Genomic DNA, 15,633 nt, shown 5'->3' with positions numbered 1-15,633 from the left:
AATGGAAGCAGAATGATCTGGCTCGCCAATATTGTTCTCGTGCTGCACGCGCTGATCGTGGTGTTTATCGTCGGCGGACTGTTCGCCATCTGGATCGCCCACGGTTTGGGACTCCCGTGGGCGCGCAATCGCACATTCCGGACGGTACATGTTCTCGCCATCGGTATCGTGGCGACCCTTGCGGTGCTCAATGTGCCGTGCCCGTTAACCGTTCTGGAGGATCGTCTGCGCACGGGAACGGTCGGTCCGCAAGGGTTCATACAGCGCTGGGTCAGCGCCTGGCTGTATTACGACTTTCCGGGCTGGGTGTTCGTAGTCGCCTATGTCGCGTTCTTGCTGGCAGTGATTGTTACGTGGTACCGAATTCGGCCACGAGCGTGACGGGCGTTCCGCCGCCCCCCTCGCCGAAGCGATCGACGCCGCCCGGACGGAAATTCCCCAGCCTGCTCCTTTTTAATTCTATTGAGGACGCATTTTCACCGGTTAAATTTACCATTAAGTTAATTTATCAAACGCAATTAATTCCGACAACATAGCCACGAAAATCCGCAGTTCCTCGTCGCCATTCAATGCAATTCGGATAAATCCACCAGCGTTTTTCTGCCCCCCCATGCGGCGGCGACCGCGCCAGCGCTCGATCTCAAAGCGCTACTCCCCCACAAGATCCGACTTTATTCTGAATCGCATAATTGCCGCTTGATCCTTGACAAAACCGCATTTCGCATCCTATTTTCACTCTTGCTGTAAGCATCGGAAAGATTAAATTTTAAATTTCTCTTGAAATGTCGAGATAAATCGACAAGGAATCCCTTTATCCATTCAATTAGTAATTTCAGAAAGCGAATGGAAATATTAATGAAAGTATTTTGAATTAATGCATTGCGAAAAGCTGTCCATGCAACCGCTGCGTGCCATCGAGTGCGGTGCGGGTTATTCGATCTCCAATGCGCGCGACCGGCGAAAAGCGGCCTTTGTGTAGCGGTATCACTCACCAGGGAACGAGATGAAACCAGACAGAAGGAGTACCGACGATGGTCGCGTCCGTCGTCATGGCCGGCTCGCCGCGCTAAGCGCGCTGACACTCGGAATCGTTATGCTCGCCGGATGCGGCGGCGGCGACGGAGGTTCGTCGGCGTCGACGGTACCAAGCGGCATGGCGCAGGTCGCCAATCAGGCGCAAGCGGCGTCGGCGCCGCAGACGCCATCCGCCAATCAGCCCTACACCGATCTCACCACCTATTCGACGAGTGCGACGTCCGGGATAGCCGCGTCGCTGGTCGCGGAGAAAGCGGCGATCATGCATTACCAATGGACGTCCGGCAGCACCACCGTCAATTACACGACGACCACCGGCCACCTGACCGCAATGGATCTGACGAGCGGCGCACCCGAAGCGACGATGTCCTACGTGGCCTACACGGCGCCGAGCACGAATGGCAAACCGCGCCCCGTTACGTTCGTCTATAACGGCGGGCCGGGTTCTTCGTCGATCTGGCTGCGTCTCGGATCGTTCGCGCCGACGCGCGTCGCGACCACCGATCCGCTGCTGAACGGCACCAGCTGGCCGAACTATCCGCTTGTGAACAACACCGAGAGCCTGATCGACACGACCGATCTCGTGTTCATCGATCCGCCGGGCACGGGCCTCTCCGAAGCGATCCTGCCGAACACGAACCAGACCTACTGGAGCACCGATGCGGACGCGAACATCATGCGCGACTTCATCATCCGCTACCTGACGGTCAATTCACGCAGCAGCTCGCCGATCTATCTGTACGGCGAATCGTACGGCACGCCTCGCACCGACATACTCGCGCTCGCGCTCGAATCGGCCGGCGTGCAACTGACGGGGATCACGCTGCAGTCTTCGATCCTGAACTACTTCGCGGATGCGATCGAGGCGGTGGCAATCACGGGTTCGCCCGACCAGCTCGCGCTCGAAACCGATACATTGAGCGGCTACATGCCTGGCTATGCCGAGGTCGCGGCGTACTACAATCAGGTATCGCCAGCGCCAGTGAGTCAGGCGACCTACGCGCTTCGCAGCGAGGCGTTCGTGACCGCCAACTACAACCTGTTCAAGAATTATTCGCTGTACTGGACCTTGAGCCAGCTCGGCGCGCCCACCTACGCGGGACCGCCGAACTTCCCGCCGACGTGGCTGGAGAAGTTCTGGGACGCCGAATCCGGTCTCACGTTGCAGGCGATGCAGGGCTACTTCAACATCAATCCGTTCAACCTCACGCTGGTGCCAGGCTCGACGATAGGCCGCTACGATGGTCGCGTGTCGTTGCCCAACTCGGACTCGCGTCTGCAGAGCGACGGCGACCCGTCGGACATCCTGATCTCACTGCCATTCACCAATGCATTGGCGACACAGATGCCGGATTACCTCGGCTACACGGCGCCGAACGCGGCGTACATGCCGCTGAACGACGCAATCATCGAGGTGTGGGATTTCTCGCACGGCGGCCAGCCGCTGCCCGACACGATCCCCGATCTGCTCGGCGCGCTAAAGCTGAATCCGCAACTGAAGGTGCTGGCGGAAAACGGCTTCCACGATCTCGCCACGCCGTTCTTCAATACCGAGAAGCAGCTCGCGCGGCTCAAGACGGTCCAGGGTCTCAACCCGAATCTGCAGGTCAACTTCTTCCAGGGCGGACATATGATTTATCTGGATGACGTGGCGCGCCCGCAGATGAAGGCGGATCTCGCGGCCTTCTATGGCGGCACGCCGATAGCGGGCGCGCTGACGCTCGCGACGCTGCCTCAGCCGTGGGCCGACGAAGCGTCAGCCGCTACGCCGACGAGCGAGGCGCTCGCCGCGGCCGCGCCCTGATCGATGGTGGTTTCGCTTCGCGCGAAACCCTCTGACCACTTTTTATGGCGAATGATCATGTCTTCAATCGATATCTTGCGACGTACTCTGGCGTTGATCGTCCTCGGTGTGATCGTCGGCAGTGCGCATGCGTTGCCGCCCCAGCCGGTGGCGCCCGTGACGCTACCCAACGGCGGACACGGCGTGGACGGTCCGTTCTTTCCTCATAACCGTGCCAACGCGGTCGCGCCGACCACCGGCTCGACGCTGCAGCAGCAGGCTCAGCAGCGTGTGGAGAGCAGACTGGGCGCGAAATCGGTGCTCAGCAACGGCTCGTCGATCACCAAGGCCCAGGCGCAAAGCAATGGGCTCGGCTATATCGCCAGGCATTTTGACGAGATCGATACCGCGCATTCGGGCCGTGTGACGTTGAACGACGTTCGGCAGTATCTGCAGCAGCATCAGCAGTGAGAGTGCGGTAGTCCAGTGGTCCGGGATGACGGCCGGCGCTGCGTCGCGATCGTGCGACGCAGCGCCGGCCGTATGCGGCTGCGCGCCGCGCCCGCGCGGCGGATCGCTCACGCTCACTTGCCCGTTGCCGCCTGGATCATCTTCCATCCATTGCCCGCCGGATCGCGAAAGCCCGCATCGACGCTGCCAAAACGATCCACCGGCTCCTGCGTGAATTCCACGCCGCGCGCCTTCAATTGCTCGTAGCTCGCGCGACAGTCGGCAACGGACAGCACCAATGGCGGCATCGCCCCCTTCGCGACCATCGCGCGCAGCGTTTGCGCGGTCGCTTCATCGTGGACCGGGGGCCCCGGCGCGAACAGTCCCAACTGGAAAGTCGGCTGTTCCGGGTGCTGGACCGTGAGCCAGCGGTAAGCACCGTTGCGCACGTCGGTGTGGACGCGAAAGCCGAGTTTGTCGACGTAGAACGAAAGCGCCGCATCCTGATCGTCGACGTACAAACCGACCACATTGATACCCTGATTCATAACTCCTCCCTCGCTGGTTGAGGGTTCGACTGTATCGCTGGCCACGCGGCGGCGCTTCTCCAAAACTGCGATCGGCAGGTTCGGGCGTTTGCCCGGCCTTCGGCACGCTGGCGCGCCGGTTTCGGCGACGACCGCGCGAATCTCGTCCTCCGAGTAACCGAGCGCGCCGATCGGATCGGTCGGCCACGCGACGCCGCCGGAGGCCGCGAGACGCTAAAGCGCTTCGCAAAGGCAGCGGGGCATCGGCATCGCGGCGCTCGCGCGTCGAACGCGAGCGCTGCGTCCCTTCTGATCGTCGACGTGCGCGCCGACCACATCGATACCCTCATTCACGAAGTCTCGCTGGTAGGAGGCTCGACAGTGTCGCCGACCACGCGGCGGCGCTTTTCCAGAACTGCGGTCGTCAGATCGGGGCGTTGTGCGGCCTTCAGCACGCAGGCGGGCACGCGATCGAGTTCAGCGGGATTGGCGCGTGCCTGCACGCGCATCTCGCTCGGGCTCAGGCCGGTAATGTCGCGAAAGACGCGGCCGAACGTGCCGAGGCTTTCCCAGCCGGTCGCGAACGCAATGTCCGTAATGCCGAGGTTGGTGTCACGCAGAAGCGTGGTGGCCTGTTCGATACGCCGCGTCAACAGATAGCGGTGTGGCGGCACGCCGAAGGCCCGCTTGAACGAACGCGCGAAGTGCGCTTCCGACACGCCGCTGACTTCAGCCAGGCGCCGCACCGGCCACGCTTCGTGCGAGGCCGCATCGATGCGGTCTTTCGCACGCAGCAGGCGACGCAGCAGAGCCGGGTCTTCGAGTGCTTCGGCGCCGCCCGAGACGGGGGTCGGCGGGACTGCAGGGTCGTGTGAGCCGGGCATATGTTCGCGTTAGAACCGATAGCCGATGCCCGGCCGCCGCCGCGCCAAGAACGATCGCGGCCATGAGGAGCGTCCAGGCAGGCTTTGTCATCGAGCGGCAGGCCTCGTGTTGATGGAACGACGCACAAGCTGCGTCCCCTGGACCTGACCGCAAGCCGAGGCCATTGTTGCACGGCTTTGCGTGAACCTCGCGTCAAAGGCCGATCGAAAATTTTTCGATTTATTTAAAGAGATGACAACGGTGCTGTGGACGATACCGCGAAGAACACCGACGCGTTCGGCGGCTACCTGAAGAACGTCGTGTTCGCCTACAACATCAGCACCGGCTGACGACCGGCCAGACGTGGCCGGGTTCTTCGCAGTAAGCAGCAAGCGTTAAACGCTGATGGCAACAGCGTGCGGCGGCGGCAAGCCGCACGCGTCGAGATAGACGTGTTTCATTCGACGGCCCGCGCGGACTATTCCGCACGGGCCGTTTTCATTTCATGCGCCGGGTCGATCACATGTCCGCCATGGTGGGCGCTTCACGCGGTCTGTTCGGTCTTGCCGTAAGTGAGCCGGCCGTTTTTCGACAGCAGCACCGCAACCGGCCGCGTCATTTCGAACTCGGAGAAAATGATCGTCATGCTGGCGGTGATCGGCACCGCGAGAAAGGCGCCCGGCACGCCCCACAAAGCCGACCACACGGCCATGCTCGCGAGAATCGCGAACGGGCTCAGGTTCAGGGAGTTGCCCGTCAGATACGGATCGAGAATATTGCCGATCACGAAGTGAATCGCGGTCAGCGACACCAGCACGACCAGGATCGAATTCAGGTCGCCGAACTGCAGCACCGACATCAGCACCGGGAACACGATCGCGAGCACCGAGCCGATATAGGGCACGTAGTTCAGCAGCGCGGTCAGTATCGCCCACAGCCCGGCGAACTCGAGGCCGACGCTGCGCATCGCGAGCCAGCAGATCCCGCCTAGCAGCACGCCGAGGAACGTCTTCAGCGCGAGATAGGCGCCAATGCGCCGGTTGATGTCGGTGACCACGCCCCGGATGCGCGCCGCGTTGGTCGAATTGGCGGTCATGTTCGTCAGCTTGTCGCCGAACGTCCGGCGCTCGACCAGCAGAAAACTCGCATACAGCACGATCACGAACAGGTCGATGATCACCGACGACAGCGACGCCAGCATGCCGGTCACCATCGCCTGAATATTCAACTGTGTGAGCATGTTCCGCCGCAGCGATTCCCACGTCGGCTCGCTTTCGAGGTGCAGCAGCGTCGAAATCTTGTGGATCATCAGCAGGACCGAGTCCTGGTAGCGCGGCGCGAGCGCGACGAGCGCGTCGTAGTTCTCGACGAGCATGTCGACCGCGAAGAAGATCGCGGCGCCGATCAGGAACATCGAGAGTCCGTAGCGCAACTGGACCGGCAGCCGCGGGCCGATCACCGGAATGCGTTGCAGCAGCCGCGTGAAGTCGACCACCACGTATACCGCGATCGCGCCGAACACGATCGGCACGAAAACCGCGCGCCCGATATACAGCACCCAGCCCACAATCAGCAGCAGCACCACTACATATACGGACGCTTGCAATCTGTCGGTCATTGGTCAGTGCTCCATGAATCCGCGAACAGGTGCGCCAGAGAGTCACCCCAAGGTCACCCGAGGACGAAGGCGATGGCCGGGCACGCGCCCGCCGTGCGATCCCCTTACCAGCCGGTCGCGCGATGGACAGCACTGATCTTCGCACAGAACGATGACAGCTCACATAAAAAGCGCGCCAGATCGCTCCGCCGGCAAACTCCGGGTCGACACCTCCAAATGCGCCAGCAGAATGTCGCGAAACGTTGTGATGCGCCGGATTCGCTCGTGAAACCCATCTGCTACGCTGCCCTAATCGGTTTCGATCTCCTGACGTGATCCGAAGCGAGCGCCTGCGTCACGCGGTGGCAGCGCACGGCCGAATCCATGCAGTGAAGCCGCGCCGCGCGTGCCCGTGCGATGTCCGCGCTATATCTGTGCGTGATGTCCGATTGCACGCATCCTCTCACCTCACGACATGGGAGTACGAGATGCTGCAACGGCTGGGGTCGCGATTCGTCGCAGTGGGTCTGATGTGGACATTGTCCGCTTGTGGCGGTGGTGGGGGCGGCAGCGGCGCCGACCCGGCCAGCACCGGCTCGAACGGCGCGGCTGGCGCGACCACGCCAGCATCGAGTCCCGCGCCCGCGTCGAGTCCGACACCGGCATCTAGCCCGACCCCCGCGTCGAGCCCGTCGAGCGCATCCGACGCGAGCGCCACGACACCGAAGCTCGCCGCCGCGACGCCGATCATCGACGGCACGACACTCGGCGCCGCCATCTGGCCCGCGGGCGTCACGGCTTCGGGCGGAACCGGTCAGCCCGTCAGCGGACTGAACTGCGGGTTGCGTAGTACCGCGTACACATACGCGCATCTGTCGATCTACCAGAACGGGCAACTGCTGACGCTGCCACCCAACATCGGCATGGTCGAGCCGACCCTGACCACGCCGACTGGCTGCGCATATCCGGTGCACACGGTCGATTCGAGCGGCAAGATTCATATGGACGCGACGACCGGCGCGACCTATACGCTCGGCCAGTTCTTCTCGATCTGGGGCGAGACGCTGAGTGCGTCGAACGTGGCGGGATTGACCGCCTCGCCAATCGCGATCTACGTGAACGACGGCGGCACGCTCACGCAATATACGGGCGACCCCGCGAGCCTCGTGCTGAAGCCGCACACCGAAATCACGGTCATGGTCGGCACGCCTGTCACCCAAGTGCCCACCTACACCTGGACCGATCCGCCGCCGTTCGACCCGAACCCGATCACGCTCGTCTTCGGAGGCGTGGTCGGCTCGTCGTTCTGGCCGAACGGCACGACCTCGACGGGCGGCACCGGCACGCCGGTCGACGGCCTGACCTGCGCGCCGGACATGAGCGTGCTGTACCACGTGCACGCGCACCTAGCGATCATCAAGGACGGGCAGTGGCTCGCGTTGCCGATGAACGTCGGCATCCTGTCGCAATGCACGTATGAGATGCATACGCACGACAACACCGGCATCATCCATATCGAAGCGCCGAACCTCAAGACCTATACGCTCGGCGAGTTCTTCGATATCTGGGGCGAGCCGCTGACGAACACGAACGTCGCGGGCATCATGGGCGACGTGGTCGCGTATATCAACGACAACGGCGATTCGCGCCGCTATATGGGCGACTTGCGCAGTATCGAGCTGACGTCGTTGCGCGACATCACGCTGCAAATCGGTACGCCGCCGGTAAGCACGTTGGCGACGTATTCGTGGTACGAACCGCAGTGACGTCGGCCGGAGGCCGCGTCACTTCGCCATGGCGCGGCTTCAACGCGACGTACCCGAATGCCCGATACCGCCCGGCCCGCGCGGCACGATGCCCGCGACGGAGCGCGGCGCCGCGTTCGCGACCAGAATCATCGCCGCGCCGGCGAGACCGCTCGCCACGTGCTTCAACGCATGGCCGGCGATCACGTGATGCGTCAGCTCCCATATCTGCCAATCGAGGCTTTCGAAAATCTTCGCGACCCCGTAGAAGACGATCACGAGCGTCCATGCGATCACGCCGTCCACCTTGCGCGTGAGCGTCAGGCCGACGATCAGCATGAGCCCGCCGAACTGAAGAATCGCGTAAGGCCACAGGCTGTTGAACACGAGCCAGTAGCCGACGGTGGCGGGCGACACGACCACCATGATCAGCATCTGCGCCCAGCCGACGCGCTGTCCGCTCCACGACGTCCATAGCATGGCGAGGATGCCGGCGAACACGATGGTCATCGGCAGGCGGTCCCAGACGAGCGTCGCATCGTTCGGCGCCATGTGGTAGTAAGCCGAGCCGAACGCGGTGAAGAGCAGCCCGAGCGCGGCGACGACCATGCCGGGAAATTGCGCCGGCTGGTCGGACGCATGGCGCCGAACCCAACGCAGACAGAACACACCGGCGATCAGAATGACGACGTTCGACAGCACGTCCGCAGCATGGTGCAGCGGCCCCAGCGAGCGTTGATCGGCGAAGTGGTGATACGAGGCCGGCTGCGCGAGCGGCCATATCATCTGCAGCGCGGTGCCCACCACGAAAAGCAGCACGCTAGCAAGCAGCAAGCGGGAGATCTTCACGTTGCTCGACTCCACAGTGGGCGAAACGCTCGAAGGCGCCGTGAACCGGACCCTTTATGACCCTTTGCGCTGACACGGAGCGGATCACGCTCGATTGCATGGAAACCATGCGGTCGATGCGCGGCCGGGTTGGCCCCCGTTCGAATTCGCGCAGCCTGCTCGTATCATCGGACAAAGCGCTTTGCGCAACAAGAGCGTCGGGCGGCGCACCGATGGGCATGCGCTCATAGTATTCTTCTCAACCAATGCAAGTTGCGTGCAAGCATGCGCGCGACACCGTCAGTACAGGCGGTCGAGCGAAGCTTTGTCGAGCAACGCCACGCGATGTTCCGATTCTGGAACCGGCCGGCTCGCGCGACCCAAACGAAGACCTGGACTCCATGCAAGCGCAGATACACCACCCGTCGTTCCCGCATCGCCGATGGAGAGGCGCGCTGTGCGCGCTGCTGTGCGCAAGCCTGCTGGCCGGCTGCGCGCCGTTACCGTCGCTCGAGGGTCGCCAGGCGTCGCATGCGTTGTCGCCCGCGGTGGCGGCCACCACGGATCTCGGTCGCGCGGTCGCGCCCGAGCTGGCCGCGCACGCGGGGCTGGCGGGCATTTATCCGCTGGCGGATGCGCATGTCGCGTTTGCCGCGCGCATGGACCTGATCCGTTCCGCGCAACGCACGCTCGACATCCAGTACTACATCTGGCGCGACGATCTGACCGGCACGCTGCTGCTCGAACAGATCCACGAAGCGGCGGACCGGGGTGTGCGGGTGCGCCTGCTGCTCGACGATCTCGGCATCGCCTCCGCGCTCGACCCGACACTGGCGGCGCTCGACGCGCATCCGAACATCGAGGTGCGCCTGTTCAACCCGTTCGTCGTGCGCAGCCCGAAAATCCTCGGCTTCGTGACCGACTTTTCGCGCGCCAATCGGCGCATGCACAACAAGTCCCTGACCGCCGACGCCACCGCGACGATCCTCGGCGGCCGCAACATCGGCGACGAGTACTTCGATGCCACCGACGGCGTCGTCTTCGCCGACCTCGACGTACTCGCGGTCGGACCGGCCGCGACCGACGTCTCGCGCGATTTCGACCGCTACTGGGCAAGCGCGTCGGCGTATCCGGTCGGGAAGATTCTGCCGCACGAGAGCGTCGATGAGCTGGCCACGCTGGAGCGTAATGCGCAGGCGATCGAGCAGGATCCTGCCGCCGCTGAATACAAGCAAGCGCTGCGCGGCCCGCGCGTCGTGCAGAACCTGCTCGACGACAAGCTGCCGATCGACTGGGCCAAAACGAAGATGATCAGCGATGACCCCGCGAAAGGCCTGAACAACGCGCCGCCGGAAGCGCTGATTTCCCACCAGCTCCGCGAAGTGATGGGCCAGCCGACGAAGTCGCTCGACCTCGTCTCCCCGTACTTCGTGCCGGCAAACACGGGCACGCAGTATCTGAGCGGGCTCGCCGCCCAGGGCGTCGACGTGCGGGTGTTGACGAACGCGCTCGAAGCGACCGATGTCGTCGCCGTGCATTCGGGCTATATGAGGCGGCGCGTCGAGTTGCTGCAAAACGGCGTGCACCTGTATGAATTGCGGCGCGTGGCGGGCGCCACCTACAAGAAAGAACAGTCGCCGGGGCCGTTCGGCAGCTCCGGGTCGAGCTTGCATGCGAAGACTTTCATCGTGGACTCCCAGCGGGTCTTCGTCGGTTCGTTCAACTTCGATCCGCGCTCCGCGCATCTGAATACCGAGCTTGGACTCGTCATCGACAGCACCGAACTCGCGACGCGGGTCGATCGCAAGTTTCTCGCGCTACTGCCGAGCGTCGCGTACGCGGTGCATCTCGACAAAAACGGCAAGCTGTACTGGATCGAAACCAACGGCGACGTCGAAACCCGCCACGACACCGAACCGAATACGACGTGGTACGCACGGCTCGGTGTTTGGATGCTGTCGATTATGCCAATTGAGTCGCTGCTATAGCAGTCGCTGCTATAGCTCACAGTTCAGAATCGTCGCAAATCGCGATCTCGCACGGGATCGGGCGTGCGCTGCGTCTCGCGCAACACGCCGTTGGTGTCGAACGCGAAATTGAACAACATGTGGTGGATGTTGCTTTCGATATAACGGTATGACCAGACTTCGCGTTGCGAGAGCCGGAAGAACTGCGTTTGCACGGGGCGGCCGAAATTGATCAGCACATCGTCGCGCGTCCATTTGCCGATTTCCGCGCGATTGAATTCGCTCAACTGCAAGACCTGACGCACGTTCACGATCTTGCCTGAAGCGTCGATATCGGCGGCGACGGTGGTCGAGCCCATCGGCTGGGTCGGCCACATCAGTCGGCGGCCGCCCCCCGGCAAGTCATAGACTTCGCGCGGCGGACCCATGCGGGCGACGATCGCCGCTTGATCCTGACCCGCCTGGAATTGCTGCCACGGTTGCGCGCAAGCCGCGAGCATCAACGCCGTCGCGCACGTGAGCGCGGCGCGGCGCAATGCCAGCGGCACGCGCGCGGTTCGCGCGGCAGCGTTCCGAACGTGGGCGAGGCGGGTAAGCAAGGGTTCCTCCCGTTACGTTCGATCGCACGATCCTTCGCCGCGCAAAAGCCGAGGCGACACGGACCACGCGCCCGCTCGCCCATGGCTGCAGTCAGGTAACCGACGCTTACTGCACGAGCTTCGCGCGCAGACGCGAGTGCTCTTCCCCGGAAATCGAACCGGACGCTTTCAGCTTGTCGAGCTTCTCGATTTCGTCGGCGACACTGAAGCCCACCACATTGCGCAGATCTTCGCGCACCTGCTTGGCCCGCGCCTGATCGCGTTCCGCCATGCCGCGATGCTGCGTGAGCAGATACGCGAAGATGCCGATATACGGCAGGATGATGAGAAAAATCACCCACAGAACCTTGCCCCATCCGGACACGTCATGGCGGCGGAACAGGTCGCTCGACACCGTGATCAACAGCCAGAACCACAGGATAAAGATGAAGATGGAGAAAACGTCGGCCAGAAAATTCGGGAATGTGAAACCATCATTAAAGAAAAGCATTGTTGTTCTCCAGTCATTCCGGTTGCAATTGAACGGCTTAACGGATTTCGACCTATTGTTGCCCCGCTATGGATGACGCATACGATCAGCACGGCAGCGCCGAAAACCTACCATGACCGCATGTCGATTCGCACGCGCATTCATACTGTATGAAAGACATGCATGAGTTTCAATGGCTCGTTTAAAGCCGCAAACCCGCTGTTCGTCACGTCTTTCATTTGTGCTCCTCACTTCGGGCGCCGCAAATGCATGATGCGGATCTTTTTGTCTTTATAGCTTATCCCGATCGTGTAACGCGAGCAATTTTTAAGGATTCCGTTCGATTGACGATTTCTGGTGGTGTGGCGATCATGCCGCGTGGCATTGAACATGCATATGTGAAAATGATGTCAAAAAACCAGCGCTTTTGCCCGGCAAAAAAAATGCCAAAAGAGACGTTTGCGAAGCATCCATGCAGCCCCTGACCGGCCGGCTATGCGCCTCGTCACGCCGCTGCACGATCAACGCGACTCGTCATTCGCGATGCAGGTCACCGAGTGCGAAGCCGACTACACTTGGCAGGACGACCGAACCACGAGCGCTTCAACAGGCGCCGCGGCCGGATCGCTCACCTCGATCGTCATATGCGTGAGCGCGCTTTTCGCTGCAAACGCATCGAGCCACTGCCGGGCGAGGCGCGGCAGCACGTGCTGTTCGATGAAGCCGATCAAAAGACGCGCACCGGTCTCCTGCACGAGGCAGCGCCCGACGATGTAGTCGACCACCTCCGCCGCATAACTCAGCGCGATGCGGTGGTTGTCCGCCATCCGCCGAACGACTCGATCGAGATGCAAACGCACGATCCGCGCGAGCGAATCCGAGCCCAGCGGACGATATGGCACCAGCGTCACGCGTCCGAGGAAGGCGGCCGGAAACGCCTTCAGCAATTCCGTCGAAAGCGCGGAACGCAGACCGTCAAAGTCCGGCGCAAGCATTTCGTCCGCGCATAGGCTCGCGCTCAGATCGGAGCCGACATTGCTGGTCATCAGGATGGTCGTATTGCGGAAATCGATATAGCGACCATCGCCGTCTTCCATGTAGCCCTTGTCCAGGACCTGGTAGAACATTTCGTGCACGTCGCCGTGCGCCTTTTCAATCTCGTCGAGCAACACGACCGAGTACGGACGTCGGCGCACCGCTTCGGTCAGCACGCCGCCATCGCCGTACCCGACGTAGCCAGGCGGCGCGCCCTTGAGTCCCGAGACCGTATGCGCCTCCTGGTACTCGCTCATGTTGATCGTGATGAGGTTCTGCTCGCCGCCATAGAGCGCCTCCGCCAATGCGAGCGCGGTTTCCGTCTTGCCGACGCCGGACGGCCCCGCGAGCAGGAAGACGCCGAGTGGCTTGCGCGGGTCCGCGAGCCCGGCGCGCGCCGTCTGCACGCGCTCGCCGATCTGCTGCAACGCGTCGTGCTGGCCGATCACGCGCGCCGCCAGCGTGGCGGGCAGCACCTGAACGGCGCTGACCTCATCGGTGATCATGCGTCCGACTGGAATACCGGTCCAGTCAGAGACGATGTCGGCGACGATCGCTTCGCCGACTTCCGGGAACACGAATGGCGTATCCGCCTGCAGGTTCGATAACGTCCGCTCCAGCTCGCGCAACGTTTCCAGCGCGGTCGCCGCGCGATCGCGCACTTCGGCCTCAGGTCCGGCTGCGGCGGCGCGCTCGCTTTCGACCTCGCGCGCGTGCGCCAGCGCCTTCGCCACATCGGACTGGGCCTGCCAGGCGGCTTCGACAACACGTTCCTCGAGCTCGAGCGTCGCGATGGTCGCCTTGACGTCGGCCAGCGCAGCCTCGCTGCCGAGCCCGATGCGCACCTCGTTACCGAGCAGCTCGGCTTCGACGCGCGCGGCTTGCAAGCGCTCGCGTATCCGCTGCAATTCGCGCGGCGGCGCATGCTGCGATAGCGCGACGCGCGCGCAGGCGGTGTCGAGCAGGCTGATCGCCTTGTCCGGCAACTGACGCGACGGGATGTAGCGATGTGACAGTGTCACGGCTGCGCGAATCGCTTCGTCGAGAACCACGACGCCATGATGGCTCGCGAGCGTGCGCGCGAGTCCGCGGACCATATCGATCGCGGACGGCTCCTCGGGCTCGGCGATCTGCAGCACCTGAAAGCGCCGCGTGAGCGCCGGGTCTTTCTCGATGTGCCGCTTGTACTCGGCCCACGTCGTCGCGCCGATCGTGCGCAACGTGCCGCGGGCGAGCGCCGGTTTCAGCAGGTTCGCCGCGTCGCCGGTGCCGGCCTGGCCGCCGGCGCCGACCAGCGTGTGAATCTCATCGACGAACAGCACGACCGGCGCCGACGACTTTGCCGCCTCCTCGAGTACCGACTTCAGCCTGGCCTCGAACTCGCCCTTCATGCTCGCGCCGGCAAGCAGCGCACCGACGTCGAGGCTCAACAGCCGCACGTCGGCAAGTTTCGGCGGGACTTCGCCGGCCGCGATCGCGCGCGCGAGGCCTTCGACCACCGCCGTCTTGCCAACCCCGGCGTCGCCGGTCAGCAACGGATTGTTCTGACGCCGGCGCAACAGCACGTCGATCATCGTGCGAATCTCGACTTCGCGCCCAACCACCGGATCGATTTCACCGGCGCGCGCGCGTGCGGTCAGATCCGCGCAAAACTGCGCGAGTGCCGCGCCCTTCACCGATGCAGCGAGCGCACCGGACGCCTCGCCCGGCACCGCCGACGAAAAGTCACTCTGGTCGTACGGGGTGTCCTCCGCTTCGGGGGAGCCGGCAATCCACGCCGGCAACGCATCGTGAAGGCCGTCGACGGCAATCTTGCCGAACTCCGGCGAAATGGCCAGCAGCAAGCGCCGCAACTCAGGCGTCTCGACAAGCGCCGCCATCAGCCATGCGCCGCGGATCCGACCGTCGCCGAATGCCAGCGTCGCGACCACCCACGCGCGCTCGATTGCCGTCTCGACGTGATGCGAAAAATCCGTGAGCGCGCTCGCGCCTGACGGCAGCGCGGCAAGCGCGGTCTGCAGGTCCCGCTCGAGCAGTTCGCGGCTGATGCCGCAGTGTCTGACGATGCGGTGCAGGTCGCTATCGGACTGCGCGAGCAACTGGTGCAGCCAGTGCGCGAGCTCGATATACGGGTTGCCGCGCAGCTTGGAAAACGCCGTTGCGGATTCGATGCTCCTGAAGAGCGTTGCGCCGAGCTTGCCGAACAACGCGTGGCGTGAAATGGACATGATGACGTTGCAGGTAAAGATGTTTGTAGCGGAAAGGCGTGGCCTCGCGTCGGCATCCCGCGCTCCGCGGGCAGGTATCCGACAAAGCGCGCCGGCCAGACTGATCGAACGACAAAGGATAGCCGGTCGATCGCTGCGTGTATTTGGGCCGTCGCCCATATTCCACTCGAGGAGCGCGAAGTAGCATTCATATCTTCCACGCGCCAACCCGCATTTTCAGTTGGTGATCCTTTTTTTTATTTCTGCGGCGAGAGAGTTTTTACAAATGCGCGCTTTCCAGGCAAATCTCATTCGCCGTTGCATACGGGTCAGGCCATGACTGGATATCACGCTCGCTGGGACCATTCGCCCTTCGAAGCAAGCGCGCTCAGGACCTTCGCACGAACGATCCAGTCTTTCCGGCTCGCTCCAACCGTTTCGCGAATCGATCGGTCGGAAATGAGTGAGGCAAGCCAGTGGGCCTTCGTAGGCGAGAACAGTCACGCCGGCGTGGAGTGTTCGCCTCG

At 62.9% G+C, this 15,633-nt stretch carries 13 protein-coding genes; 6 read left to right on the top strand and 7 right to left on the bottom strand.

Going from position 1 to position 15,633, the window contains the following annotated elements:
- Positions 1-12: 12 nt before the first annotated feature.
- The 3 genes from OKW35_RS17995 (at position 13) to OKW35_RS17985 (ending at position 3,289) form a co-directional block, all read left to right on the top strand.
- Positions 13-381, top strand: coding sequence for a DUF2784 domain-containing protein (locus OKW35_RS17995; protein ID WP_187612313.1), 369 nt, complete (start codon positions 13-15; stop codon positions 379-381).
- Positions 382-1,003: 622 nt separating this feature from the next.
- Positions 1,004-2,839 (top strand): S10 family serine carboxypeptidase-like protein, encoded by a 1,836-nt coding sequence (locus OKW35_RS17990; protein WP_429355177.1) that lies wholly within the window; start codon positions 1,004-1,006, stop codon positions 2,837-2,839.
- 51 nt (positions 2,840-2,890) lie between these two features.
- On the top strand, positions 2,891-3,289 hold the full coding sequence (locus tag OKW35_RS17985) for a 2-oxoglutarate dehydrogenase (RefSeq protein ID WP_184061791.1): 399 nt from the start codon (positions 2,891-2,893) through the stop codon (positions 3,287-3,289).
- Positions 3,290-3,402: 113 nt separating this feature from the next.
- Here the strand turns inward: OKW35_RS17985 and OKW35_RS17980 are convergent, their stop codons facing one another.
- From OKW35_RS17980 to OKW35_RS17970, 3 genes are all read right to left on the bottom strand, one after another.
- Positions 3,403-3,816 carry a VOC family protein gene (locus tag OKW35_RS17980; RefSeq protein WP_090810736.1) on the bottom strand — a complete coding sequence of 138 codons (414 nt, stop codon included), beginning with the start codon at positions 3,814-3,816 and terminating at the stop codon, positions 3,403-3,405.
- A gap of 329 nt (positions 3,817-4,145) precedes the next feature.
- A complete protein-coding gene (locus OKW35_RS17975; protein WP_429355175.1) occupies positions 4,146-4,679 on the bottom strand; it encodes a helix-turn-helix transcriptional regulator in 534 nt (177 codons plus the stop codon).
- A 524-nt stretch (positions 4,680-5,203) separates the two neighbouring features.
- Entirely contained in the window at positions 5,204-6,277 is a 1,074-nt protein-coding gene (locus OKW35_RS17970) for an AI-2E family transporter (RefSeq protein ID WP_184061789.1), read from the bottom strand.
- A gap of 467 nt (positions 6,278-6,744) precedes the next feature.
- Here OKW35_RS17970 and OKW35_RS17965 point away from each other — a divergent pair, with 467 nt between their 5' ends.
- Complete coding sequence (locus OKW35_RS17965; RefSeq protein ID WP_429355173.1) at positions 6,745-8,022, top strand: hypothetical protein; 1,278 nt, start codon at positions 6,745-6,747, stop codon at positions 8,020-8,022.
- 39 nt (positions 8,023-8,061) lie between these two features.
- On the opposite strand, the gene OKW35_RS17960 is transcribed toward OKW35_RS17965, so the two are convergent.
- Positions 8,062-8,850 (bottom strand): hypothetical protein, encoded by a 789-nt coding sequence (locus OKW35_RS17960; protein WP_187616462.1) that lies wholly within the window; start codon positions 8,848-8,850, stop codon positions 8,062-8,064.
- Between the two features lie 380 nt (positions 8,851-9,230).
- Between OKW35_RS17960 and OKW35_RS17955 the strand changes: the two genes are divergently transcribed.
- Positions 9,231-10,817: a phospholipase D family protein gene (locus tag OKW35_RS17955; protein ID WP_429552742.1), complete on the top strand. Its 1,587-nt coding sequence runs from the start codon at positions 9,231-9,233 to the stop codon at positions 10,815-10,817.
- A 23-nt stretch (positions 10,818-10,840) separates the two neighbouring features.
- Here OKW35_RS17955 and OKW35_RS17950 read toward each other — a convergent pair whose 3' ends face one another.
- Together OKW35_RS17950 and OKW35_RS17945 are read right to left on the bottom strand one after the other, a co-directional pair.
- A complete protein-coding gene (locus tag OKW35_RS17950; RefSeq protein ID WP_429402012.1) occupies positions 10,841-11,395 on the bottom strand; it encodes a hypothetical protein in 555 nt (184 codons plus the stop codon).
- A gap of 106 nt (positions 11,396-11,501) precedes the next feature.
- A complete protein-coding gene (locus OKW35_RS17945; RefSeq protein ID WP_184045085.1) occupies positions 11,502-11,885 on the bottom strand; it encodes an SHOCT domain-containing protein in 384 nt (127 codons plus the stop codon).
- A 245-nt stretch (positions 11,886-12,130) separates the two neighbouring features.
- Between OKW35_RS17945 and OKW35_RS17940 the strand changes: the two genes are divergently transcribed.
- Complete coding sequence (locus OKW35_RS17940; protein ID WP_143037291.1) at positions 12,131-12,349, top strand: hypothetical protein; 219 nt, start codon at positions 12,131-12,133, stop codon at positions 12,347-12,349.
- An 84-nt stretch (positions 12,350-12,433) separates the two neighbouring features.
- Here the strand turns inward: OKW35_RS17940 and tssH are convergent, their stop codons facing one another.
- The gene (gene tssH / locus OKW35_RS17935; RefSeq protein ID WP_429552741.1) at positions 12,434-15,127 is read right to left on the bottom strand and encodes a type VI secretion system ATPase TssH; all 2,694 of its coding nucleotides are present in this window, start codon (positions 15,125-15,127) and stop codon (positions 12,434-12,436) included.
- Positions 15,128-15,633 lie beyond the last annotated feature (506 nt).

The sequence above is a fragment of the Paraburkholderia sp. MM5477-R1 genome (assembly GCF_050436385.1).
In the GTDB taxonomy this organism is placed as follows: Bacteria; Pseudomonadota; Gammaproteobacteria; order Burkholderiales; family Burkholderiaceae; genus Paraburkholderia; species Paraburkholderia tuberum.
Note: the sequence above shows the minus strand (reverse complement) of the source record. Positions and strands in the feature narration are given on the sequence as shown.

Coding starts and splice junctions, on each gene's coding strand:
- OKW35_RS17995 (WP_187612313.1), top strand. CDS start 13: ATGATCTGGCTCGCCAATATTGTTCTCGTGCTGCACGCGCTGATCGTG.
- OKW35_RS17990 (WP_429355177.1), top strand. CDS start 1,004: ATGAAACCAGACAGAAGGAGTACCGACGATGGTCGCGTCCGTCGTCAT.
- OKW35_RS17985 (WP_184061791.1), top strand. CDS start 2,891: ATGATCATGTCTTCAATCGATATCTTGCGACGTACTCTGGCGTTGATC.
- OKW35_RS17980 (WP_090810736.1), bottom strand. CDS start 3,816: ATGAATCAGGGTATCAATGTGGTCGGTTTGTACGTCGACGATCAGGAT.
- OKW35_RS17975 (WP_429355175.1), bottom strand. CDS start 4,679: ATGCCCGGCTCACACGACCCTGCAGTCCCGCCGACCCCCGTCTCGGGC.
- OKW35_RS17970 (WP_184061789.1), bottom strand. CDS start 6,277: ATGACCGACAGATTGCAAGCGTCCGTATATGTAGTGGTGCTGCTGCTG.
- OKW35_RS17965 (WP_429355173.1), top strand. CDS start 6,745: ATGCTGCAACGGCTGGGGTCGCGATTCGTCGCAGTGGGTCTGATGTGG.
- OKW35_RS17955 (WP_429552742.1), top strand. CDS start 9,231: ATGCAAGCGCAGATACACCACCCGTCGTTCCCGCATCGCCGATGGAGA.
- OKW35_RS17945 (WP_184045085.1), bottom strand. CDS start 11,885: ATGCTTTTCTTTAATGATGGTTTCACATTCCCGAATTTTCTGGCCGAC.
- OKW35_RS17940 (WP_143037291.1), top strand. CDS start 12,131: ATGCATGATGCGGATCTTTTTGTCTTTATAGCTTATCCCGATCGTGTA.
- tssH (WP_429552741.1), bottom strand. CDS start 15,127: ATGTCCATTTCACGCCACGCGTTGTTCGGCAAGCTCGGCGCAACGCTC.